This window comes from Streptomyces melanosporofaciens (assembly GCF_900105695.1).
Classification (GTDB): Bacteria; Actinomycetota; Actinomycetes; order Streptomycetales; family Streptomycetaceae; genus Streptomyces; species Streptomyces antimycoticus.
In genome coordinates this window covers 6,983,229-7,006,451 of record NZ_FNST01000002.1, presented here as the reverse complement: position 1 = coordinate 7,006,451, position 23,223 = coordinate 6,983,229, and the positions used below count along the sequence as shown (strand labels likewise).

The 23,223-nt window shown below is 70.0% G+C and carries 17 protein-coding genes and 1 pseudogene; 11 read left to right on the top strand and 7 right to left on the bottom strand.

What is annotated here, in order from left to right; translation table 11 throughout:
- Window positions 1–31: 31 nt before the first annotated feature.
- Entirely contained in the window at window positions 32–1,168 is a 1,137-nt protein-coding gene (locus BLV72_RS33290; protein ID WP_208905808.1) for a carbohydrate kinase family protein, read from the bottom strand.
- 135 nt (window positions 1,169–1,303) lie between these two features.
- Here BLV72_RS33290 and BLV72_RS33285 point away from each other — a divergent pair, with 135 nt between their 5' ends.
- The 8 genes from BLV72_RS33285 to BLV72_RS33250 all read left to right on the top strand — a co-directional run bounded on the left by BLV72_RS33285 (window position 1,304) and on the right by BLV72_RS33250 (window position 10,128).
- Window positions 1,304–2,065, top strand: coding sequence for a DeoR/GlpR family DNA-binding transcription regulator (locus tag BLV72_RS33285; RefSeq protein ID WP_093467005.1), 762 nt, complete (start codon window positions 1,304–1,306; stop codon window positions 2,063–2,065).
- A complete protein-coding gene (locus BLV72_RS33280; RefSeq protein ID WP_093467003.1) occupies window positions 2,062–3,414 on the top strand; it encodes a 6-phospho-beta-glucosidase in 1,353 nt (450 codons plus the stop codon). The genes BLV72_RS33285 and BLV72_RS33280 overlap by 4 nt, the downstream gene beginning before the upstream one ends.
- Window positions 3,415–3,691: 277 nt before the next feature.
- Window positions 3,692–4,453: a DeoR/GlpR family DNA-binding transcription regulator gene (locus BLV72_RS33275; protein WP_093467002.1), complete on the top strand. Its 762-nt coding sequence runs from the start codon at window positions 3,692–3,694 to the stop codon at window positions 4,451–4,453.
- 53 nt (window positions 4,454–4,506) lie between these two features.
- The gene (locus tag BLV72_RS33270; RefSeq protein WP_093467000.1) at window positions 4,507–5,856 is read left to right on the top strand and encodes an ABC transporter substrate-binding protein; all 1,350 of its coding nucleotides are present in this window, start codon (window positions 4,507–4,509) and stop codon (window positions 5,854–5,856) included.
- Window positions 5,853–6,818: a carbohydrate ABC transporter permease gene (locus BLV72_RS33265; protein WP_093466999.1), complete on the top strand. Its 966-nt coding sequence runs from the start codon at window positions 5,853–5,855 to the stop codon at window positions 6,816–6,818. The genes BLV72_RS33270 and BLV72_RS33265 overlap by 4 nt, the downstream gene beginning before the upstream one ends.
- A complete protein-coding gene (locus tag BLV72_RS33260; RefSeq protein ID WP_078639161.1) occupies window positions 6,815–7,693 on the top strand; it encodes a carbohydrate ABC transporter permease in 879 nt (292 codons plus the stop codon). The genes BLV72_RS33265 and BLV72_RS33260 overlap by 4 nt, the downstream gene beginning before the upstream one ends.
- Window positions 7,690–8,679: a zinc-dependent alcohol dehydrogenase family protein gene (locus BLV72_RS33255; protein WP_059146081.1), complete on the top strand. Its 990-nt coding sequence runs from the start codon at window positions 7,690–7,692 to the stop codon at window positions 8,677–8,679. The genes BLV72_RS33260 and BLV72_RS33255 overlap by 4 nt, the downstream gene beginning before the upstream one ends.
- Window positions 8,680–8,757: 78 nt before the next feature.
- Window positions 8,758–10,128 carry an NAD(P)/FAD-dependent oxidoreductase gene (locus tag BLV72_RS33250; protein ID WP_093466997.1) on the top strand — a complete coding sequence of 457 codons (1,371 nt, stop codon included), beginning with the start codon at window positions 8,758–8,760 and terminating at the stop codon, window positions 10,126–10,128.
- 86 nt (window positions 10,129–10,214) lie between these two features.
- On the opposite strand, the gene BLV72_RS33245 is transcribed toward BLV72_RS33250, so the two are convergent.
- The 3 genes and pseudogenes from BLV72_RS33245 to BLV72_RS33235 all read right to left on the bottom strand — a co-directional run bounded on the left by BLV72_RS33245 (window position 10,215) and on the right by BLV72_RS33235 (window position 13,480).
- A complete protein-coding gene (locus tag BLV72_RS33245) occupies window positions 10,215–10,982 on the bottom strand; it encodes an HpcH/HpaI aldolase family protein (protein WP_093466996.1) in 768 nt (255 codons plus the stop codon).
- A gap of 79 nt (window positions 10,983–11,061) precedes the next feature.
- Window positions 11,062–11,930 (bottom strand): annotated as a pseudogene (locus BLV72_RS33240) (phosphoglycerate dehydrogenase).
- Window positions 11,931–12,046: 116 nt separating this feature from the next.
- Window positions 12,047–13,480: an Nramp family divalent metal transporter gene (locus BLV72_RS33235; RefSeq protein ID WP_093466994.1), complete on the bottom strand. Its 1,434-nt coding sequence runs from the start codon at window positions 13,478–13,480 to the stop codon at window positions 12,047–12,049.
- A 168-nt stretch (window positions 13,481–13,648) separates the two neighbouring features.
- Here BLV72_RS33235 and BLV72_RS33230 point away from each other — a divergent pair, with 168 nt between their 5' ends.
- Window positions 13,649–14,446, top strand: coding sequence for a DeoR/GlpR family DNA-binding transcription regulator (locus BLV72_RS33230; RefSeq protein WP_244321134.1), 798 nt, complete (start codon window positions 13,649–13,651; stop codon window positions 14,444–14,446).
- 59 nt (window positions 14,447–14,505) lie between these two features.
- Here the strand turns inward: BLV72_RS33230 and BLV72_RS33225 are convergent, their stop codons facing one another.
- Complete coding sequence (locus BLV72_RS33225) at window positions 14,506–15,066, bottom strand: snapalysin family zinc-dependent metalloprotease (protein WP_093466991.1); 561 nt, start codon at window positions 15,064–15,066, stop codon at window positions 14,506–14,508.
- A gap of 159 nt (window positions 15,067–15,225) precedes the next feature.
- On the opposite strand from BLV72_RS33225, the gene recQ reads away from it, so the two are divergent.
- Window positions 15,226–17,097 (top strand): DNA helicase RecQ, encoded by a 1,872-nt coding sequence (gene recQ, locus BLV72_RS33220; RefSeq protein ID WP_093466989.1) that lies wholly within the window; start codon window positions 15,226–15,228, stop codon window positions 17,095–17,097.
- 156 nt (window positions 17,098–17,253) lie between these two features.
- Here recQ and BLV72_RS33215 read toward each other — a convergent pair whose 3' ends face one another.
- Together BLV72_RS33215 and BLV72_RS33210 are read right to left on the bottom strand one after the other, a co-directional pair.
- Window positions 17,254–19,407 (bottom strand): OmpL47-type beta-barrel domain-containing protein, encoded by a 2,154-nt coding sequence (locus BLV72_RS33215; RefSeq protein WP_244321465.1) that lies wholly within the window; start codon window positions 19,405–19,407, stop codon window positions 17,254–17,256.
- Between the two features lie 62 nt (window positions 19,408–19,469).
- A complete protein-coding gene (locus BLV72_RS33210) occupies window positions 19,470–21,947 on the bottom strand; it encodes a ThuA domain-containing protein (protein WP_244321133.1) in 2,478 nt (825 codons plus the stop codon).
- Window positions 21,948–22,171: 224 nt separating this feature from the next.
- Between BLV72_RS33210 and BLV72_RS33205 the strand changes: the two genes are divergently transcribed.
- On the top strand, window positions 22,172–23,176 hold the full coding sequence (locus BLV72_RS33205; RefSeq protein WP_093466985.1) for a multicopper oxidase domain-containing protein: 1,005 nt from the start codon (window positions 22,172–22,174) through the stop codon (window positions 23,174–23,176).
- The last annotated feature ends 47 nt before the right edge of the window (window positions 23,177–23,223 follow it).

The following is a 23,223-nucleotide window of genomic DNA, read 5'->3' as shown; positions in this document are numbered from 1 at the left end:
GGGGTTCTCCTCGATGCGGTGGTCAGGAGTGTCAGGACCGTTGGGCACTGTCATGCACCCGGAAGCCGATGGTGGGCAGGGCCCGTAGCCGTGGACAGTCGCGCACCCGGTCCGGGATCAGCTCGCCCAGGAAGGCGTAGCGGCGGGCGAGTTCGGCCGCGTCCGCCCCGCCGCCGGCCGACCGCCGCGCGCGGTTCCACCAGGCGGCCACCTCCGACCAGCCGGGCGCGGCCAGGGAGCCGCCGAAGTGCTGGACGGAGAGGGCGGCGGTGAGGTTGGCGAAGGCGAGCCGGTCGGCGAGCGGCCAGCCCGCGAGCGTTCCGGTCATGAATCCGGCCACGAAGACGTCGCCCGCCCCGGTCGGATCCAGCGCGTCCACGGGCAGCCCGGGCACCTCGGCGCTCTCCCCGGTGAGCGAGTCGATGGCCACGGCGCCGTCGGCGCCCCGGGTGACGACCGCGATCGGCACCCGCTCCGCCAGGGCGCGCACCGCCCGCTCGGGGCTGTCGGTGCGGGTGTAGCGCTGGGCCTCGGCCGCGTTGGGCAGGAAGGCGTGGGCGTAGGGCAGATCGGGGAGCGCGGCGAGGTCCCAGCGGCCGGATTCGTCCCAGCCGACATCGGCGAAGATCTTGCTGCCCTGGGCGTGCGCCTGGCGCACCCAGTCCTCCCGGCGCCCCGGTTCGAAGGCGGTCACACAGGCGCGGGAGCGGGGCGGCGCGCCCTGGGCGGCGGGCGGCGGGGCCGGGTGCTCATGGGTGACCATGGTGCGCTCGCCCTCGTACGCCATGGAGACGGTGACCGGGGAGTGCCAGCCGGGGACGCGCCGGGAGTGGGTGAGGTCCACCCCCTCGCCGAGGGCGAGGCTCTCCCAGCAGTAGTCGCCGTAGACATCTGTGCCGAAGGCGGCGGCGAGCGTGGTGTGCAGTCCCAGCCGGGCCAGGGCGGTGGCCATGTTGGCGATGCCGCCGGGGCTCGATCCCATGCCGCGCGCCCAGGACTCGGTGCCGCGGACGGGGGCGTGGTCGAGCCCGGTGAAGATGATGTCCAGGAACACGGTGCCGGTGAGGTAGACGTCGTGCTCGGGGTCCGCGGAGGCGCGCAGCGCCGCGAGCGGGTCGATCGGCTGGATCGGCTGGATCGGATCGGGTGTTGCGGCCGTGGTGCTCACCGACGTGCCTTTCCTTGTGCGGCATGGCGTGTTCGCGCCGATGTGGTGTGAGCGACACCTTGCACCTCACCCGAAACGAATGCAAGAGGTCGATCAGAGTCGCGCACACTCGCTCATCTGGAGTACGTTGCCACCATGCTGCGAGAGACCCGCCACGAGAAGCTGCTGAGCATCCTCGGCGAGGAGGGCGTGCTGCCCATCGGGGAGATCGCCACGCGTCTGGGCATCAGCGAGGCCACCGCCCGCCGGGACCTCACCGAGCTGGGCCGGGCGGGCCGGCTCACCCGGGTCTACGGCGGCGCGGTGGCGGCACCCACCGAGGACGAGGAGCGCCCGTTCGGCGAGGTGGCGGTCGACGACCTGGCCGACAAGGAGGCCGTCGCCCGCGCCGCCGCCCAGCTGGTCGCGGACGGCGATGTGCTGCTGCTGGACATCGGCACCACCACCCTCCAGCTCGCCAAGCTGCTGCGCGGCCGTCCGGTCACCGTGGTGACCAGCAATCTCGCGGTCTACGACGAGCTGCGCGACGACCCGAAGGTGACCCTGATCCTGCTGGGCGGGCAGGTGCGATCCAACTACCGCTCCCTGGTCGGCTTTCTCACCGAGTCCAACCTCCGCCAGCTACGGGTCGGCCGGCTCTTCCTCGGCGCGAGCGGGGTGCTTCCCGACGGCAGCGTGCTGGACAGCACCCATGTGGAGGTGCCGGTCAAACGGGCCATGCTCGGCGCGACCCGGGAGGTGGTGCTGCTCGCCACCGCGGGGAAGTTCCCCGGTGACACCGGCCTCGCCCGGATCTGCGGACCGGAGCGGATCGACACCCTGATCACCAACAAGACATCCGACCCGGCGACGCTCGCCGTATTCCGCGAGGCCGATGTGGAGGTAGTGACCGTATGAGGCTGACTGTGCTGGGCGGCGGCGGGTTCCGTATGCCCCTGGTGTACCGGGCCCTGCTCGATGACACCGGGGACGAGGCCGGGCGCTGCACCGAGCTGGTGCTGTACGACACCGACCCGCACCGGCTGGACGCGATCCGCGCGGTCCTGGCCGAACAGGCCCAGGGCCGCCCCACCGCCCCCGCGGTCCGGGCCACCACCGATCTGGACGAGGCGCTGCGCGGCGCCGACTTCGTCTTCTCTGCCATCCGCGTGGGCGGCCTGGAAGGCCGGGCGAAGGATGAGCGGATTCCGCTCGCCGAAGGGGTATTGGGGCAGGAGACGGTGGGCGCGGGCGGGGTGCTCTACGGGCTGCGCACCCTCCCGGTGGCGCTGCGGATCGCGGAGCGGATCGCCACCGTGGCCCCGGACGCGTGGGTCATCAACTTCACCAATCCCGCGGGCATGGTCACCGAGGCGATGCAGCGGGTGCTCGGCGACCGGGTGATCGGTATCTGCGACTCCCCGGTCGGCCTGTGCCGCCGCGCCGCGCGGGCGGTCGGGGCCGATCCGGACCGGGCCGTCTACGACTATGTGGGCCTCAACCATCTGGGCTGGCTGCGGCGGGTGGTGGTGGACGGCCGGGACCGGCTGCCCCAGCTGCTCGGCGACACCGCCGCCCTGGAGTCGTTCGAGGAGGGCAAGCTCTTCGGCGCCGAGTGGCTGCGGGCGCTCGGCGCACTGCCCAACGAGTATCTGCACTACTACTACTTCAACCGGGAGGCGGTGGCCTCGATCCGCCAATCCCCCGCCACCCGTGGGGAGTTCCTCCGCGACCAGCAGGCCCGGTTCTACGAGACGGCGGGCTCCGGCGCGCCCGGGGCGCTCACGGCGTGGGAGCGCACCCGGCTGGAGCGCGAGGCCACGTATATGGCCGAGAGCCGCGAGGCCACCGGCGGCTGGGAGCGCGACACCTGCGATCTGGACGGCGGCGGCTACGACCGGATCGCGCTCGCCATCATGCGGGCCATCGCCCGCGATGAGCGCGCCACGCTGATCCTCAACGTGCGCAACCGCACGGCGGTCCCCGGGCTGGACGAGGACGCCGTGGTGGAGGTCCCCTGCCTGGTGGACGCGGGCGGGGCGCGGCCGCTGGCGACCGGCGCGGTGGCGCCGGATCAGCTCGGCCTGATGCTGTCGCTCAAGGCCGTGGAGCGCTCGGCCATCGAGGCGGCCACGACCGAAGCGGGCAGCGATTCGGGCATCGCCCGTGGCGCGGCCCTGCGGGCCCTGGCGCTCCACCCCTTGGTGGACTCGGTCAAGGTCGCGGGCCGGATTCTCGATGCCTCCGGGGCGCTCGCCCGCTCATAGCACATGTCCGTTCGGACATTCCCCAGTATCTGGAAGCGCCCGGTCGGGCTCCGTTCACGCCCTCTTTCGGCAAACGGGCGAGAATCGGGCCCACCGGGGGGACAATCAGGCATCCGGGTTCCTCACCGTCCGTTGCCTCATCGGCCCTGACCTGCTGAGATAACGGTTGTGAAACGGGCGCATACAGTCAGGATCTCTGCGGTGCCAAGGCTGGCCACTCCTGTTGCACGCTTGTAAAACTGCCACGCAAGCCGAAAGACAAGGCAGGAGGTGCGGCGTGGACGCCGAGGAACGCCGTCGGGAGATCCTCGACACGGCTCGCCGTGCCGGCGTCGTCGATGTGGGCAAGCTCGCCGCCGACCTCGGGGTGTCCAAGGAGACGGTCCGCCGCGATCTGCGGGTTCTGGAACAGCACGGACTGGTGCGGCGCACCCATGGCGGCGCCTACCCCGTGGAGAGCGCCGGTTTCGAGACCACCCTGGCCTTCCGCACCACCATGCATGTGCCGGAGAAGTCGCGGATCGCGAGCGCGGCCGCCGATCTGCTGGGCGATGCCGAGACGGTCTTCATCGACGAGGGATTCACCCCGCAGCTGATCGCGGAGGCCCTGCCCCGGGACCGGCCGCTCACCGTGATCACCGCTTCCCTCGCGACCGCCACCGGCCTCGCCACCCGTGACAACACCACCGTGCTGCTCCTCGGCGGCCGGGTGCGCGGCGGCACGATGGCCACCGTCGACCACTGGGCGACCCATATGCTCTCGGGCTTCGTCATCGACCTGGCGTTCATCGGCGCCAACGGCATCTCCCGCCAGTACGGCCTGACCACCCCGGATCCGGCGGTCAGCGAGGTCAAGGCGCAGGTGGTGCGGGTGTCCCGGCGGAAGATCTTCTCCGGGGTGCACACCAAATTCGGAGCCGTCAGCTTCTGCCGGTTCGCAGATGTCTCGGACTTCGAAACGATCGTGACCGACACCGGTCTACCGCTGACCGAGGCACATCGCTATTCGCTGCTGGGCCCCCAGATCGTCAGGGTCTGACGCCCTTCCTCCGCTGTTTTCACCTTTCCCACGTCCCTTCGATTGGACCCGTTATGCCAGTCCTGACTCTTCGTGCTGCCCGGATACCGGTGGTGGCCCTGACCGCGGGCGCACTCCTGACCGGTTGCGCCGGTATGGGGGGCGGCAGCTCAGGCGACAAGACCATCCGCGTTCTGATGGTGAACAACCCGCAGATGGTGGACTTGCAGAAGCTCACCAAGAAATATTTCACCAAGGAAACGGGCATCACGGTCAATTTCACGATGATGCCCGAGAACGAGGTCCGCGACAAGATCAGCCAGGACTTCGCCAATCAGGCGCGCCAGTACGACGTGGCCACCATCAGCAATTTCGAGGTGCCCTTCTACGCGAAGAACGGCTGGCTGATGCCGCTCGACGGTTACGCCGCCAAGGACAAGGCATTCGATCAGAAGGACGTCCTCCCCTCGATGCGGCAGTCGCTGACCGCCGAGGACGGCAAGCTCTACGCCGAGCCCTTCTACGGCGAGTCGTCGTTCCTGATGTACCGCAAGGACGTCCTCGCCGAGAAGCATCTGAAGATGCCCGAGCGGCCCACCTGGCAGCAGGTCGCGGACATCGCGTCCAAGGTCGACGGTGCGCGTAAGGGCATGAACGGCATCTGCCTGCGCGGACTGCCCGGCTGGGGTGAGCTGATGGCCCCGCTGACCACGGTGGTCAACACCTTCGGCGGCACCTGGTTCACCAAGGACTGGAAGGCGCAACTGGACTCGCCCGAGTTCACCAAGGCGACCAAGTTCTATGTCGACCTGGTGCGCAAGCACGGTGAGGCCGGTGCGGCCCAGTCGGGCTTCGCCGAGTGCCTGAACAACCTCACCCAGGGCAAGAGCGCCATGTGGTACGACGCCACCTCGGCCGCCGGGTCGCTGGAGGCCGCCAAGTCCCCGGTCAAGGGCAAGATCGGCTATGTCCAGGCGCCGGTGGAGAAGACCGACAGCTCGGGCTGGCTCTACACCTGGGCCTGGGGCGTCCAGAAGGCGACGCGCCACCCCGACGACGCGTGGAAGTTCATCTCCTGGGCATCCAGCAAGAAGTACGAGGACCTGGTCGGCAAGAACTTCGGCTATGCCAACGTACCCGCGGGCAAGCGGTCGTCCACCTATGCCAATCCGGACTACCGCGACACCGCCGGCTCCTTCTCCGAGGAGACCCGCAAGGCGATCCTCGCCGCCAAGCCGCGTGATCCGGGAGTGCAGCCCCGGCCGACCATCGGCATCCAGTTCGTCGATATCCCCGAATTCGCCGATCTGGGCACCAAGGTCGCCCAGGAGATCAGCGCCGCCATCGCCGGAAAGCAATCGGTCGAGTCGGCATTGAAGAAGTCGCAGCAGCTGGCCGAGAAGGTCGGCGAGGAGTACCGATGAGTAATCCGACGACGGCAGTATCCGTAAGCGGCGAGCGGCCACCGACCGCGGCGCCCACCTCCGCACGGCGCCCCGTGGCGCAGCGGAACCGGGCCCGGGAGTGGGCCACCCGGGCGCCGCTGCTGCCCGCACTGATCTTTCTGATCGTGGTCACCCAGCTTCCGTTCGTGGCCACGCTGGTGATCTCGCTCTTCGACTGGAACTCGTTCCGGCCCGACCGCCGCGCGTTCGCGGGGCTGGAGAACTACAAGACGGTGCTCAGCGACGACGCGCTGCGCGAGTCCATCGTCACCACCGTGCTGCTGACCGCCTCCGTGGTGATCGTCAGCGTGGTGCTGGGGTTGCTGCTCGCGCTGCTGCTGGACCGCAAGTTCCGCGGCCGGGGCCTGGTCCGCACCATGCTCATCGCACCGTTCCTGCTGGTCCCGGTGGCCTCGGCGCTGCTGTGGAAGCACGCGCTGTACAACCCCGAGTACGGCCTGTTCAACGGCGTGCTCAACTGGCTGGGCGGGCCCCAGCCGGAGTGGCTGACCGATACGCCGCTGATCGCGGTGGAGGCGTCGCTGATCTGGCAGTGGACGCCGTTCATGATGCTCATCCTGCTGGCCGGGCTGCAGAGCCGCCCGCTGGACATGATCGAGGCGGCCCGGCTGGACGGGGCGGGCAACTGGCAGATCTTCCGCTTCCTGACGCTTCCCCATCTGCGCCGCTATCTGGAGCTCGGCACCCTGCTCGGATCCATCTACATCGTGCAGAACTTCGACGCCGTCTTCACCATGACCCGTGGTGGCCTGGACACCGCCAACCTGCCGTACACCATTTACGAAACCTTCTACAACGCCCACGAGTACGGGCTGGCATCGGCCGCGGGGGTCGTGGTGGTGATCGGCACGATCATCATCGCCACCTTCGCGCTGCGCGTGGTGTCGTCCCTCTTCCGTGAGGAGGCGTCCCGCGCATGACCGCCGTGAGCACCCCGGTGCCCATCACATCCGTTCCGGAAGCCACCCGCCGGGCCAAGCGGCGCGGTGCCGCGCTCGGCGTACTGGCCTGGTTCATCGGCATTGTCTTCGTCCTGCCCGTGCTGTGGATGCTGCTGACCTCGTTCCACTCCGAGGCCGACGCCGCCACCAACCCGCCGTCGCTGGCCGCCCCGCTGACCCTCGACGGATACAAGGACTTCTTCGGCGTGGGCGGCGGGGCGAGCCCCTGGCCCGCGCTGCTCAACTCGGTGGGCACCTCACTCTTCTCCACCTGCTTCGTGCTGGTGCTGGCGCTTCCGGCGGCGTTCGCGCTGTCGATCCGGCCGGTGCGCAAGTGGACGGATGTGATGTTCTTCTTCCTGTCCACCAAGATGCTGCCGGTGGTGGCCGGACTGCTGCCGGTGTTCCTGTTCGCGAGGGACATCAACTTCCTGGACAACGTCTGGTTGTTGGTGATCCTCTACACCTCGATGAACCTGCCGATCGCGGTGTGGATGATGCAGTCCTTCCTCGCCGACATCCCGGTGTCGATCATCGAGGCCGCCCAGATGGACGGGGCGCGGCTGCCCACCATCCTGTGGCGGGTCGTCGCCCCGATCGCGGGCCCGGGCATCGCCGCCACCTCGCTGATCTGCTTCATCTTCAGCTGGAACGAGATGCTCTTCGCCCAAGTGCTCACCGGTGTGGTCGCCCAGACCGCCCCGGCGTTCCTGACCACGTTCGTCACCAGCCAAGGGCTGTTCCTGGCCAAGGTGTGCGCGGCGTCGATGGTCATTTCTCTGCCGGTGCTCGCCGCCGGTTTCGCCGCCCAGGACAAGCTGGTCCAGGGCCTGTCGCTAGGAGCAGTCAAATGAGGGCCGCAGTCATCGAAGCCCCGGGCAAGGTCACCGTCGCCACCGTCGCGGACCCCACCCCGGGCCCCCGTGAGGTCGTGGTGGACGTGGCGGCCTGCGGGCTGTGCGGCACCGATCTGCACATTCTGCAGGGCGAGTTCGCGCCCACGCTGCCGATCGTCCCCGGGCACGAGTTCGCCGGTGTGGTCGTGGGCATCGGCAGCGGTGTCACCGAGCTGGAGGTGGGCGACCGGGTCGCGGTGGACCCCTCCCTGCACTGCCACGAGTGCCGTTACTGCCGAATCGGCCGGGGCAATCTGTGCGACAACTGGAACGCGATCGGGGTCAGCGTCGCCGGTGGGGCCGCCGAGTTCGCGGTGGCCCCGGTGGCCAACTGCGTCAAGCTGCCCGAGCATGTGGACGTGGCCGACGCGGCCCTGATCGAGCCGCTGTCCTGCGCGGTGCGCGGCTATGACGTGCTCAACGGCAACCTGGGCGCCGAGGTGCTCATCTACGGCTCCGGCACCATGGGGCTGATGATGCTGGAGCTGGCCAAGCGCACCGGCGCCGCCAGCGTGGACATGCTCGACGTCAACTCCGAGCGACTGGCCACCGCCGGCACCCTCGGCTGCACCCGGTCCGCCGCCTCGGCGGACGAGCTGGAGCAGCCGCGCGGCTGGGACGTGGTCATCGACGCCACCGGCAACCAGGCCGCCATTCAGGACGGCCTGGGCCGGGTGGCCAAGGCCGGAACGTTCCTGCAGTTCGGTGTCTCCGACTACGCGACGCGGGCCACCATCGAGCCGTACAAGATCTACAACCAGGAGATCACCATCACCGGCTCCATGGCCGTGCTGCACAGCTATGAGCGTGCCGCCGGGCTGTTCGCGACCGGGGTGCTGGACCCGAAGATCTTCATCAGCCACCGGCTGCCGCTGGAGGAGTACCCCCAGGCGCTCGACCAGTTCAAGGCGGGACAGGGCCGGAAGATCGTGGTCGTCCCGTAACCGTACGTGGTTGACGGCCCAGGCCCGGGGCACCAGGCTTGGGCCGTCAATGATCACGGTCGGCGGGAGGGCGGGCAGATGGGCAAGGGCGACGCGGTGGTGGTGGGCGGAGGGCTCGCGGGCACACTGGCCGCGGGGGCGCTCCTCGGCCACGTCGACACGGTCACCCTGGTGGAGCGCGACCGCTACCCGGAGCAGCCCGCCTTCCGCAAGGGCGTGCCCCAGGGCCGCCATCTGCATGTCTTCCTCAGCGGCGGACGGCAAGCCCTGGAAGAGCTGTTCCCCGGGCTGAACGGTGAGCTGGAGGCGGCGGGCGCGCATCGCCTGGAAGCACCGCGCGATGTGATCACCAAGGCCCCCAACGGCTGGCAGCGCCGCTTCCACGAGGGCCGGCACGCCACGACGAGCTGCACCCGGGCGCTGTTCGACGCCACCGTACGGGCGCGGGTGCTGGCCGAGGCCGAGGGATCCGGGACCCGGGTGGAGGTGCTCCAGGGCACCGAGGCCATCGGGCTGCTCGGCGGCGCGGACCGGGTGACCGGCCTACGGGTGCGGGCGCGCGACGCCGGGCGCACCGGCCGGGAGCTGCCCGCCGATCTGGTCGTCGATGCCTCGGGGCGTGGCTCGCGCGCCCCCAAGTGGCTGGCGGAACTGGGCGCTCCGGCGCCGCGCGAGGAGGTCGTCGACGCCGGGATCGGCTACTGCACCCAGATGTTCCGGCCCGCCGAGCCACTGGACATGGTGATGGTCATCCAGCCGCGCCCGGACTGTCCGCGCGGCGCGGCATGGTCGCCGGTCGAGGGCGGCAACTGGCTGCTGACGCTCTCGGGGGTGCGCGGCCAGCATCCGCCGACCGAGGGCTCGGAGGTGCTCGGCTTCGTCAAGTCCCTGGGCGAGCCGACGCTGTACGAGCATCTGCGGACCTGTGAGCCGGTGTCCCCGCCGTACGGGTTCCGCGACACCTCCAACCGCCGCCGCCACTACGACGCCCCGGGCGCGCTGCCCGAGGGGTTTCTCGCGGTCTCGGACGCCGCCTGCACCTTCAACCCGATCTACGGTCAGGGCATGGCGGTGGCGGCCCTCAGCGGGCTGGCCCTGCGCCGCTGCCTGGCCGAGTCGGGTCTGCGGCCCGGTTTCGCGGCCACGGCACAGCGCGCCGTGGCCCGGGCGAGCGACACCGCCTGGCTGACCGCCGTCGGCGCGGACCGCCCGTACGCCGCGGACGCGGACACCACACCGCCCGGGGCTGCCGAGCGGCTGCGGAGCTGGTACTTCGGGCGGCTGGCGGACCGTGCCGCGATCGACCCGGTGGTCGGTGCGGCGTTCCGTGACGTCACCTATCTCGCGGCGGGCCCGTCCCGTCTGCTGTCCCCCGGGGTCGCCCTGCGGACGGTGCTGCTGCCGAGGGCCCGGGGCCTGACGGAGCCGCCGCTGCGCGTGGAGAGCTGACCCGGGCCCGGGGCTTTGCGGGGCGGTGGAGCCCCCGGACCCCCCGTCCCGTGGGCTCCACCGCCCCGGGGCCCCGGGGGATGCGCTCAGGCGGTCGCGTCGCGCAAATGCGCGGCGGCCGCCTGCTCCAGGTGGACCAGGTCGCTGCTGACGGTGGCGAAGGTGAAGCCCTGGGCCAGCCGCTTGGCGGCCGTCGCCCCGTCGGGGCAGTGGATTCCGGCGGCGATGCCCGCGGTCCGTGCCTCCTCGGCGACCTTCGCCAGCGCCGCGTCGAACTTCTCCGCCACCGAGGTGTCGGTCGAGGTGCGGCCGCCGAGCGCGATGGTCAGGTCGGAGGGGCCGATGTAGACGCCGTCGAGCCCGTCCGTCGCACAGATCTCCGCGGTGTTGGCCAGTGCCCGGGCCGTCTCGATCATCACGATGCAGGCGACCTGCTGGTTGGACTCGGCCGGGGCGGGGCCCACGCGCAGGCCCGAGCGCATCGGGCCGTACGAGCGCGCCCCGAGCGGGGGGTAGCGGCAGGCGGCGACCGCGGCGGCCGCCTCCTCGGCGGTGTTGACCAGCGGGACGATGACCCCGCGGGCCCCGGCGTCCAGCGCCTGGCCGATCCAGAAGCCGTCGTTGGCCGGGACGCGCACCATACCGGCGGCGGTGCCGCGGGCGTCGATGGCGGTCATCGCGCCGAGGGTGCCCTTGTAGTCGAGGAGGCCGTGCTGGGCGTCGACGCAGATGTAGTCGTAGCCGAGCCCGGCCAGGCGCTCGGTGCCCACGGGGTTGTCGAGGACGACCCAGTAGCCGATGATCCGCTGGCGGGCGCGCAGCCGGGCGGCGAAGTCGGCAGGGGAAGTGTTCATGCTGTCAGCTTCTCTCGTTCTCTCTCGTTCTGGCTCGGGAGCTTTCCCACAAGCGGCCACGGAGTGGGCCATGGCGCGTTCACACCACGGCGTTCACCGGTTCCTCCCCGCGCAGGACGCGCACCACATCGGCGGCCACGGTGCTGCCCATCGCGGCGTTGGCCTGCTGGGTGAACGCGGCGCAGTGCGGGGTGAGCACCGCGTTGGGCGCGGTGAGCAGCGGATTCCCGGCGGGGGGCTCGGTGGCGAACACATCGATACCGGCCGCCGCGAGATGCCCGCTGTGCAGCAGCTCGGCCAGGGCGTCCTCGTCGACGAGCCCGCCCCGCGCCGTATTGATGACGCAGGATCCCGGCTTCATGGCCGCCAGTTCGGCGCGGCCGAGCAGCGGTCCGCCCGAGGGCATCGGCAGATGCAGGGTGATCACATCGGCGGACGCGATCAGCTCGTCGAGGGTCACGGCCGGCACCCCCGCTCGGCGAAGACGGCGGCGGGGAGGTGGGGATCGTAGGCGATGAGGTCCATGTCGAAGCCCCGGGCGCGGCGGGCGACCGCCTGGCCGATCCGGCCGAAGCCGACGATGCCGAGCGTGCGCCCGGCCAGTTCGGGCCCGAAGAAGCGGTCCCAGCGGCCGGCGGTGACCGAGGCGTGGGCGGGCACGATACGCCGTACGGCGGCCAGCAGCAGGGCCATCGTCATATCGGCGACCGCGGTGGTGTTGCTCCCGGGGGCGTTGACCACGCGGACGCCGTGGGCGGCGGCCGCGGCCAGGTCGATGTTGTCGGTGCCGACGCCGTGTTTGGCGACGACCGTGAGTCCCGGTGCCGCGTCCAGGACGGCCGCCGTCACCGGGTCGAGCCCGACGACCAGCGCCTTGACGCCCTCGGCCTCCTCGATCAACTGGTGCTCGGTGAGCGGATGCGCCGCGCTCGCGGTGCGCGCCCGCACCCCGGCGGCCTCGAACACCTCCCAGGGTTCGCGCGCATGCTGTCCGAAGCTGGGTGTGGTCACCAGGACGTCGTGGCCGGTGGCTGCCCCGGCCTCGTTCGTCTCGCTCAACGCGCTCAACTCCCCACCCCGAACCCGAGGACATCGAGGACCGAATAGATTCCCAGGGCGCCGATGGCCGTACTGCTGAGCACCAGCGCGCCGTTCAGCATCGGGTTGCGGCGGAACCGCGGATCGACCTCCGTGGCGCGCAGCCGCCAGACCGCGATCACGACCGCGAGCAGGAAGATCCCGCCCGCGATGCCCCCGACCTGCACCATCAGCACCGGCTCCTGCAGGTAGAGGTAGAAGGCGGCCCACAGGGGCGGCAGGACGACGGTGAGCAGGCGAATGACGCGCTGCCGGGCCTTGACGTTCCGCCAGTCGAATACGCCGAGCAGGCCGAGGGTGTTGGTCCACAGCCGCGGCACGCTCGCGGTGGAGGCGATGATCGTGGAGTAGAGGACGGCGATGGCGCCGATGAGGAAGAGGTACTTGCCCGCGGGGCCGAGGGTATCGGTGTACATCCGGGACAGCGTGGTGATCATGTCGTTGCCCTCGGGCACCAGCTTCTGCCGGTGCAGGATGGCCGCGCCGATGATGTAGAAGGAGAGCGTGCACAGGGTGCAGACGACCCATGAGGTGAGCGCGTCGATCCGCATCACCCGGATCCAGCCCTCGGCGCGCCGGGCCCGGGCCTCGGTGCCGTCGTCGGGGCCGGTCCAGCGGGCGTAGCCCTTCTCCAGACACCAATAGGTGTAGGTGGTCATCTCATCCGCGCCGACACCGGTGATGCCGAACATGGCGACGGCGAAGCCGAGCGTCCCGGCGGGGATGGACAGGGTCAGCCCGGAGGCCAGATCGGAGCCGGCGTAGCCGAACTCGGTCCAGGGCAGCCCGACCGCGAGGGCGACGGTGGAGAGGGTGAAGAAGACGACGGTGATGAACCCGGCCTTCTCCACCATCCCGTAGCGGCCCGTGTACATCAGCGCGACGACGGACGCGACCACGATCACGGTCCAGACGGTGAGCGAGGTGCGGCCCAGTGGTGCGCCGCCGATCGGGGCGAGGATGCTGAACGCGGCGGCGGTGCCGCCGATCATGCCTCCGCGCTGGAGCATCTTGGCGAAGTCCATGAGGATCCACAGCACATTGATCCAGCCGACCCGGCCCACCTTGGGCGGGACCTGGCTGTAGCCGGCCAGGGCCGTCTTGCCGGTGAGGATGGTCCAGCGGGCCAGCTCCATCTGCACCCACACCTTGACCAGCGCGCTGGCGATGACCAGCCACAGCAGCACGAAGCCGGCCTTGGCGCCCAGGGAGGTGGTGGTGATCAGCTCACCGGATCCGACCACGGCGGCGGAGAGGATCATCCCGGGGCCCAGCCGGCGCACCGTTCCGCGTAGATCGCGCGGCGGCTCCTTGATGTCGCCCGCCCGCAGTGCGTACGGATCGTCGGACGGTGCCTCGCCCCCCGTTCCGACCTGCGCCGGCACACTGTCCGCCGTCATGCGACCTCCCCGCTCCATGCGTGTTGTGAGCGGAACGCTCGCACGATTGCACGTAACACGCAAGACTTTGCGGAGTGCCCGCGAGGAAACAGCGCGGAATGCGCAGACTGATAATGTTGCTCAGGGCTGCGCAGAGTCGCGCAGGGTGAGGGAAGGATGGGGGACGCCATGAGCCAGGAGGCCGGTGTGGAGGAGCGCAGACGGCTGCGCGCCGGGGACCGCCGGGAACTGATCGCCCGAATGATCCAGACCGATGGCACGGTCGTCGTGGAGGAGCTGGCCCGCTCGCTGGAGGTGACCCCCTCCACCATCCGCCGGGATCTCGCGCTCCTCACCGAACAGGGCGTGATCGCCCGCACCTACGGCGGCGCGATGAGCGCGGGCCACACCGCCGAGCCCACCCTCGGGCAGCGCAGCGGGCTCGCGGTCGCCGAGAAGGACCGCATCGGGCGCTGGGCGGCCGCGCGGATCGGGACGGGCGACACCGTCATCCTCGACGCCGGCACCACGACCGGACGGCTCGCCCACCATCTGCGCGCCCGCACCGATCTGACCGTGATCACCAGCGGGCTCACCGCGCTGCGCGAGCTGGCCGAGGCGGACGGCGTCGAGCTGATCACCCTCGCCGGGACCCTGCGCCATGTCAGCCAGGGCTTCGTCGGGCCGCTGGCCGAGCTGACCCTGTCCCGGCTGACCGCGGACAAGGTCTTCCTCGGCGCCGACGGGCTGGACGCGCGACGGGGCATCTGCGAGGCGAGCCTCCAGCAGACCTCGCTCAAGGAGATGATGGCCGACCGCGGCAAGGAGCTGTACGTCCTCGCCGACAGCAGCAAGCTGGGCCAGTCACCGTTCACCGCCTGGGCCCCGCTGGACCGGCCGTGGACGCTGGTCACCGACAGCGCGGCCACCGATGACCAGCTCGGGCCCTTCCGGGCGCTGCCCGACATCGAGGTGATCACCGTCTGAGGACGGGCCGCTCCGGCGCGGGTGAGGGGGCCGGGAGCCTGGCTCCCGGCCCGCTCGGGTCAGTCCCGGTACATCCGCGGCGCCGCGGTCACCGCGCCCACCAGGCCGAAGCTGTCCTCGACCTCGGCCTTCTCGGCGGTGTTCGGGTAGGGGTTGGTGCAGGAGATCCCGGCGGTGGAGCCCGACATCAGGCTCGAACACGGCCCCGGCTTCATGTCCGGCAGGCCGAGGATATGGCCGAGCTCATGCGAGGAGATCCGCACCGTGTTGTAGCCCTCGTCGACGGCCTGGCGGCCGAAGTAGATCGTGCCGCGGCCCAGTCCGGTGGACAGCGTGCGGGGCCAGCCGTTGTCCGCGATGATGCGGACGTTGGCCTGCTGCCCGGACGCGGCCGGCTTCAGCTCCACGTTGGCCACGCTCTCGTTCCAGATCGCCGCGCCCTTGGAGACGGCGTCCTTGAACTCGGCCGCCCCGCCCGCGTCGTACGTCACGACCCGCGCGGCGGCGGTGTGCTCCGCCGGGGCGGCGGAGGAGGGAGCGGCCACGGCCTGTCCGGCCGTCAGGGCGAGCACCGCCGTCACCGCGGCGGGTAAGGCACGGACGAACTTGCTGGATCTCACGATCGGCCTCCTTGTGGGGGAAGGACGGACAGAGCAAGCTGGCATGAGCATGGCACGCCGCCCATCTCATCGGCCACTGTGCCCACACACCTTGCCTCATCCGGCCGGTTGTCCACAGGTGGTCACCGCGGGTTCCGGCGGGCCCCCTAGAATCGGCGGATGGCTCTTCCCGACACCGGCCCCGATACGAGCGCCGCGCTCGGCACCGATGCGAGCGAGGCGCTCGGCGTGCTGCACCGCGTCTTCGGTTACGACTCGTTCCGGGGAGGTCAGCAGGAGATCATCGACCATGTCGTGGCCGGTGGTGACGCGCTCGTCCTCATGCCGACCGGCGGTGGCAAATCGCTGTGCTACCAGATCCCGGCGCTGGTGCGGAAGGGTGTCGGCGTCGTCGTCTCCCCCCTGATCGCGCTGATGCAGGACCAGGTGGACGCCCTGCGGAACCTCGGGGTGCGGGCCGGGTTCCTCAACTCCACCCAGGATCTTGACGAGCGGCGGATGGTCGAGGCCGAGTTCCTCGCGGGCGAGCTGGACCTGCTCTATCTCGCGCCGGAGCGGCTGCGGGTCGAGTCCACGCTGCGGCTGCTGGACCGGGGCACGATCTCGCTGTTCGCCATCGACGAGGCGCACTGTGTGGCCCAGTGGGGGCACGACTTCCGGCCCGACTATCTGGCCCTGTCCGAGCTGCATGAGCGCTGGCCCACCGTGCCCCGGATCGCGCTGACCGCGACCGCCACCGAGGCCACCCACTCGGAGATCGCGTCCCGGCTGAAGCTGCAGGACGCGCTGCACTTCGTGGCCAGCTTCGACCGTCCGAACATCCAGTACCGGATCGCCCCCAAGAACGAGCCCAAGAAGCAGCTTCTGGAGTTGCTGCGCACCGATCACGCGGGCGACGCGGGGATCGTCTACTGCCTGTCCCGCTCCTCGGTGGAGAAGACGGCCGAGTTCCTGGTCGCCCAGGGCATCGACGCGGTGCCGTACCACGCGGGGCTGGACGCGCGGATGCGCGCCGAGCACCAGGCGCGCTTCCTGCGGGAGGACGGTCTGGTCGTGGTGGCCACGATCGCGTTCGGCATGGGAATCGACAAGCCCGATGTGCGGTTCGTGGCCCATCTGGACCTGCCCAAGTCGGTCGAGGGCTACTACCAGGAGACGGGCCGCGCCGGGCGGGACGGGCAGCCCTCCACCGCCTGGCTGGCGTACGGGCTCCAGGACGTCGTCCAGCAGCGGAAGATGATCGACACCTCCGAGGGCGACGACACCCATCGGCGCCGCCTCGGCGCCCATCTCGACGCGATGCTGGCGCTGTGCGAGACGGTGGAGTGCCGCCGGGTGGGGCTGCTGGCCTACTTCGGCCAGGAGTCCACCCCCTGCGGGAACTGCGACACCTGCCTCACGCCGCCGGAGTCCTGGGACGGCACCATCGCCGCGCAGAAGCTGCTGTCCACGGTGGTGCGGCTCAAGCGGGAGCGCAACCAGAAGTTCGGCGCGGGGCAGATCATCGACATCCTGCTCGGCAAGAAGACGGCCAAGGTCATCCAGTTCGACCATGACTCCCTCTCGGTGTTCGGCATCGGCACCGAGCTGCGCGAGGCCGAATGGCGCGGCGTGGTGCGGCAGTTGCTGGCACAGGGGCTGATCGGGGTCGAGGGGGACTACGGCACGCTGGTGCTCTCCGACACGAGCTCGGAGGTGCTGAACCAGCGGCGCGAGGTCAGGCTGCGGCGCGAGCCGGAGAAGGCCGCGCGCGCCGCCAAGGGGAAGACGGGGGCTTCGGGGAAGTCCAAGAAAGCCCCGGTGGATCTGCCGGAGGAGGCCGTGCCGGTCTTCGAGCGGCTGCGCGCCTGGCGTGCGGCGACCGCGAAGGAGCAGGGCGTCCCCGCGTATGTGGTCTTCCATGACGCCACCCTGCGCGAGATCGCGATCCTCTCCCCCACCACGCTCGATGAACTCGGCACGGTGAGCGGGGTCGGCGAGAACAAGCTGGTGAAGTACGGACAGGGGATCCTGGACACCCTGGCCTCCTGACGATACGTCAGCCCAACGGGGTTACCGATGATTGTTACCTGAGGTAACGTCGGTCCGTGCCACAAGACGGTGGCCGCCGGGGGCTGGGGTGCTCCGGCGGCCACTCATCTCCTCACGCCGTTCTCGCGCCGTTCCTCACGCCGTACGCGGGCTGTCCTACAGCTCCTTGATGCGGATGTCGCGGTACGAGATCACGTCATCGGTGCTGTGGACCTGGAGACCGATGTACCCGGAGGAGTACCGACGGCCGTCCGTGCCGGGGTCGTCTCCGCGCGGCGGGGTGAACTCCTGGCCGCCGGTGTTCTCGAACTCATTGAGCAGCACACCGTTGCGGTAGATCGAGTAGTGCTGACCGACCACCCGGATCTCGTAGTCGTTCCAGCTGCCCTTGGGAGTGACCCCCGCACCGGCGAGCCCGACCCGGTCGAAACCGTAGATCGAACCGGTCTTGTACATATCGCCGTCGGGGCGGTCGAGGATCTGCACCTCGTGCCCGTACTTGATGGCGACCCACTCCGGACGGGACTCCTCGGGGTGGTCGTGCACATAGGGGAAGCGCACGAAGACACCGCCGTTGGCATTGCCCGTCCCGGGTGCGTCATCGCGGAACTGGAGCTTCAGCGAGAAGTCGTCGTACGTCCGCTGCGGGAACCACAGCATGCCCATGCCCTCGACCGAGGTGCTGCTGGTGATGCTGCCGTCGTCATTGAGACCGAAGGCCCCGCCGCCCACGTGCTGCCACTTGTCGTAGGACTTCTTGGTGCCGTCGAACAGCGGGCGGTAGCCCTCGTCCTGACCGGGCTTGCCGATCCCGGACTGCTTGGCCGCCTTGTTGATCGCCCGGTACTCGCGCTGGTCGATCACGCCGTCGCTGAGCAGCTTGTCGGTGACGGTGGTGACGTGCTTGAGGAAGAGGGCGTGGGAGGACCAGTCCTTCTCGTCCTCGATCAGCTCATTGATGGTGCAGCGGCTACGGGTGATGCGGTTGGGGACGCCGGTGTCCACCGTGCCGACGATCACCGTGAGGCGCTCGTCCCACTCCGGGCACGCGGGTGCCGGCACCCCGCCGCCCTCGGCCACGGTGAACGCCAGTTGCCGCGCCTCGGAGGTGTTGCCCGCCTTGTCGGTGGCGCGGAACGCGACGGTATGGCGGCCCACCCGGTCCACCGCCACGGGGGTGGTGTAGGCGAGATACGGACCGCTGTCCAGGGAGTACTCGACCTTCTCCACCCCGGAGTCGTCGTCGGCCGCGGTGAGCGTGACCTTGGCGCTGCCGACATAGGCACCGTCGGAGTTCTTCGTTCCGTCGACCGTCGCGGAGACCGCCGGGGGTGTGGTGTCCTCGGCCGGCGGGGCCACCACGGTGAAGTCCACCGACTTCACCTCCGATACGTTCCCCGCCTTGTCCGCCGCCCGGTAGCGCACCGTGTGGGCGCCCGCGTCATGGACCATGACCGGACCGGTGTAGGGCTGGAACTCCCCCTGACCCAGGGCGTAGTCGATCCGGTTGACCCCGGAGCCGGTGTCGGAGGCGGTGATGGTCACGGTGGCCATGCCGACGTACGCACCGGACGGGTCCTTCTCACCGGAGACGGTGGCGGAGGTCTCGGGCGCCGTGGTGTCGTCCGTCGGGGGCGCGACCACGGTGAAGTCCACCGACTTCACCTCCGATACGTTCCCGGCCTTGTCCACGGCCCGGTAGCGGATAGTGTGCGCGCCCACCTGGTGGACCATCACCGGGGCGGTGTACGGCTGGAACGCCCCGTCTCCCTCGGCGAACTCGATCCGGTCCACGCCCGAGCCCTCGTCGGTGGCGGACACCGTGACGGTGGCCATCCCGATGTAGGCGCCGTCCGCGTTCTTCTCGCCCTCGACCTTCGCCGAGGCGTCGGGCGCGGTGGTGTCCTCGCCGCCGCCGCCGTCGGTGACCACCAGGATGCCCTGCATCTGGCCGTGCCCGGGGATGGTGCAGTGGTAGCGGTAGCGGCCGGGGCTGAGGGTGACCTCGGCGGTGTGCTTGCCGCCGCTGTCGTCCGAGGGGTTGGCGAGGATGTTCAGCGGGACGTCGTTGTTGTACTCGGGGTCGGAGACATCGAACGTCAGGGTGTGCGGCATCCCCATGGTGTTGCCGGTGGCGGTGCTGTTCTCGAAGACGATGGTGGTCTTCCCGGCGACCGCGGTGGTGGGCGCCGAGGCGTACTTGGTGATGTCGTCACCCGCGGTCCAGGTGAGGGTCTGCTGTGCGGCCTGCCGGGTGTTGTCCTGCCCGTTGGCCGCCGTCGCCGTCGCCGAGCTCAGCCCGAGGATCATGAGCAGTGCGGCGAGGAGGGGCAGCCAGGGTCTGCTGGGTTTGGGGCGCCTTCGTTTCACGGTCACTCCGCCTTCCTGACCAGATCCTGGGCGAGCGGAGTGGGCTCGCCGCCGGTGTAGGTGATGTGCCAAAGCGCCGACTTGGAGTCGGAGGTGAAGAAGCCGCGCCCGTAGTCGAGGACGTAGAGCGAGCCGTCCGGGGCGAACTTCCAGTCCATGAGGTTGCGGATGCCGTCGGCGCCCACCGGGATGATCTTCTTGAGGGTTTCGGCGTGCACCGGCAGCCCGCCCTTGCCGACGGTCTTCGGGTCGGTCACCACCGCGTGGCGCGGCTGGTCGGCGTCGTAGAAGTCACCGACGAACCACTTGCCGTCCCAGTAGGCGGGCCACTTGGTGGTCGATTTGCTGTCGGCGTCGTAGCGGTAGACCGGGCCGTTCATGGTGGCCTGCCCGCCGCCCTTGAGCCACGGCAGCAGGAACATGGCCTCGGACGCCTTGTAGCTGGGGATGCCGCCCGCGTCCCGCGGATAGTCGGGGGCGCCGCCCTGCGGCGAGTACCAGATGGTGTTCCCGGTGATGGGCGGCAGGTTCACCAGACCGTTGTTGTTGGGCGACTCGTTCTTGGGGTGGTCGCAGTCGTACCAGCCCAGGGGCTTGCTGGGGTCGGGCAGATTGCGGTCCCGGTAGGGCTGCTTGTTGCCCATGCAGTACGGCCAGCCGTGGTTGCCCGCCTTGGTGATGGCGGCGAAGGTGTCGTACTTGGCCGGGCCCCAGGTGGTGCTGGGCTCGCCCGCGTCGGGGCCGACCCATCCCGCGTAGAGGATGTCGGTCTTCTGGTCCACGAAGATCCGGGCCGGGTTGCGCACCCCCATCACATAGATCTCGCCACGGGTCTTGCCCCCGCCCTCGTCGGGCTCCTTACCGGTGAAGAGATTGCCCTCGGGGAGGGTGTAGGTGCCGTCGTCCTCGGGGTGGATCCGCAGGATCTTGCCGTTGAGGTTGTTGGTGTTGCCCGCGGTGCGGCGGGCGTCGGAGAAGGAGACGCCCTTGTAGTTCGGCTGCGGGTTGTTACCGGAGTAGCCGTCGCTGAACTGCGAGGAGTTGTTGTCCCCGGTGGCGATGTAGAGATTGCCCTTGGAGTCCCAGGACATCCCGCCACCAGCGTGGCAGCAGCTGTGGATCTGGACCGGCCAGGACAGCAGGACCTTCTCCGAGCCCAGGTCCAGCTTGTTGGTCTTCAGGTCCAGGGTGAACCGGGAGACGCGGCGCTCGGCCATCTGGGTGTCCCGGTTGATCCGGGAGTGCGGGGTGTAGTGGAGGTAGACCCAGCCGTTGTCGAGGAAGTCCGGGTCCAGCTCGATACCGAGCAGCCCCTCCTCGACCTTGATCAGCTCATCGCCGCCGCCCTTGTTGCCGAAGACGGTCAGGGCGCCCGCGAGCGTCACCTTTCCGGTGGCCGGGTCGTAGACATGGATCTGGCCCTGGCCCTTGCCGATGTCCGGGTCGTTCCAGTCGGTGACCACGGGCGCGCTGTTGTCACCGCCGCCGCGGCCGATGTAGAGCACCCGGCCGTCCTTGGCGACGACGAGGCCGTGCGGCTCGCCGATCTGGTCCGACTGGCCCGGCTGATTGGGCTTGGTGACGCGTTCGGCCTTGTAGTTCGCGTTGATGGTGGCCTTGCAGTCACCGCGGGAGAGACGAGTGGTCCACAGCAGCGCGCCCCGCAGATGGGCGCGGAAGTCGGTCTCCTGGAAGGTGGCGACGGTGCCGCCCATTCCGGTGTAGAAGGAGCGGCCGCCGTCGTAGTCACGGCACCAGGAGATGGGGTGGTCCCAGCCGTTGGCGCCGGTGCCCGGCTGGTAGCTGGACTCGCGGACCCGGGCCACGGTGTGCACCGTGCCGGAGGGGTTGTCCTTCCAGTTGAGCCAGGTGTCCGTGCGCTTCCACTCCAGCGGCAGCTCCTTGGTGGCCGGGTGGACGCGGTCGCCGACCTCCACCACGGCCCGCTGGGCGTTGCCCGGGCTCGTGGCCGCCGGGCGGGCGCCGATCAGCCCGCTGTACCAGTCGGAGTACGGCTCGTTGCGGGCCGCGTCATGGATGCCGAGGAAGCCACCGCCGGCCTTCATGTACCCCTCGAGCCCCGCCTCCTGCTCGGGGTCGAGCACATCGCCGGAGCCGGTCAGGAAGACCACGGCGTTGTACTTGCCGAGCTTGGGCTTGGTGAAGACCGAGGCGTCGGCGGTGGCGTCGACGGTGAACCGGGTCGCCGCGGGGCCCTGGTTACCGATCTTCTCGATGGCCTCGATGCCCGCGTTCACCGTGGCCGGCTCATCCCCCGCCGAGCCGTGGAACACCAGCACCCGGACGTTGTCCCCGCCGGGCGGGGACGGCAGCGTGAGTGGCGCACGATCCTCGGGCCGGGCGCTGGCGGGGCTCCCGCCCAGCAGGGTCGCGGTGAGCGCGCCGAAGAGCAGCGCTGCCACCCCCGCGCGTCTCTTCCGCAGCCGACCGACTGTCAACCCTCTCCATTTTGAGGGCATTTGGTACGGTTTGTCCCGCATGGGTCACCCATCCCTCTCACATCACGGAAACCACCGCTGAAGGAAGCTAGACGGCTTTTCGCAACCCGCCAATAGCTATGACCGCAACTCAACGAACTTTGTCCTGAGTGTGGATGAACGGGCCGCCCCCGGCTACCGTGAAAGCACCCCGGGGCATCTGCGCATCGTCAACGGCAGGGGATCCACAGCGATTTGGGAGAACGATGAGCGACGCACCCGGCATCACCTCCAGACGCGGTCTCAGCAGGCGGCTCTTCACCGGCGGCGCGGCCGCCGCGGCCGTCGGACCGCTGGCCCTCACCACCTCCGCCGCCGCGAAGGCGCCGAAGGCCCCCTCCGGCGCGGTCCGGACGGCGACCGCGGGCGGGGCGGTCCGCCATCTCAAGCTCTACGCCGAGAAACTGCCGGACGGCCAGATGGGCTACGGGCTCGAGAAGGGCAAGGCCACCATCCCCGGTCCGCTGATCGAGCTGACCGAGGGCGACACCCTGCACATCGAGTTCGAGAACACCATGGACGTCACGGCCAGCCTCCATGTGCACGGCCTGGACTACGACGTGGCCAGCGACGGCACCCAGCTCAACCGCAGCGCCGTGGAGCCGGGCGGCACCCGCACCTACACCTGGCGCACCCACGCCCCGGGCAAGCGCGCCGACGGCACCTGGCGGCCGGGCAGCGCGGGCTACTGGCACTACCACGACCACGCGGTGGGCACCCCGCACGGCACCGGCGGCCTCCGGAAGGGGCTGTACGGCCCCGTGGTGGTGCGGCGGGCGGGCGACATCCTGCCGGACAAGCAGTTCACCATCGTCTTCAACGACATGACGATCAACAACAAGGCGGGGCATGAAGCGCCCGAGTTCCGGGCGACGGTGGGCGACCGCGTCGAGATCATCATGATCACGCACGGCGAGTACTACCACACCTTCCATATGCACGGGCACCGCTGGGCGGACAACCGCACCGGGCTGCTGGCAGGCCCGGACGATGTGAGCCGGGTCATCGACAACAAGATCACCGGGCCCGCCGACTCCTTCGGCTTCCAGGTGATCGCCGGGGAGAACGTCGGCGCCGGCGCCTGGATGTATCACTGCCATGTCCAGAGCCACTCCGACATGGGCATGGCCGGGCTGTTCCTGGTCGCCAAGGCCGATGGCACCATCCCCGGCCACGACCCGCACGGGCTGTCCGCGTACCAGCACGGATAGGCGCGGAAACGACTGCGACGGGGCGGGCCGCCGGGCCCGCCCCGTCA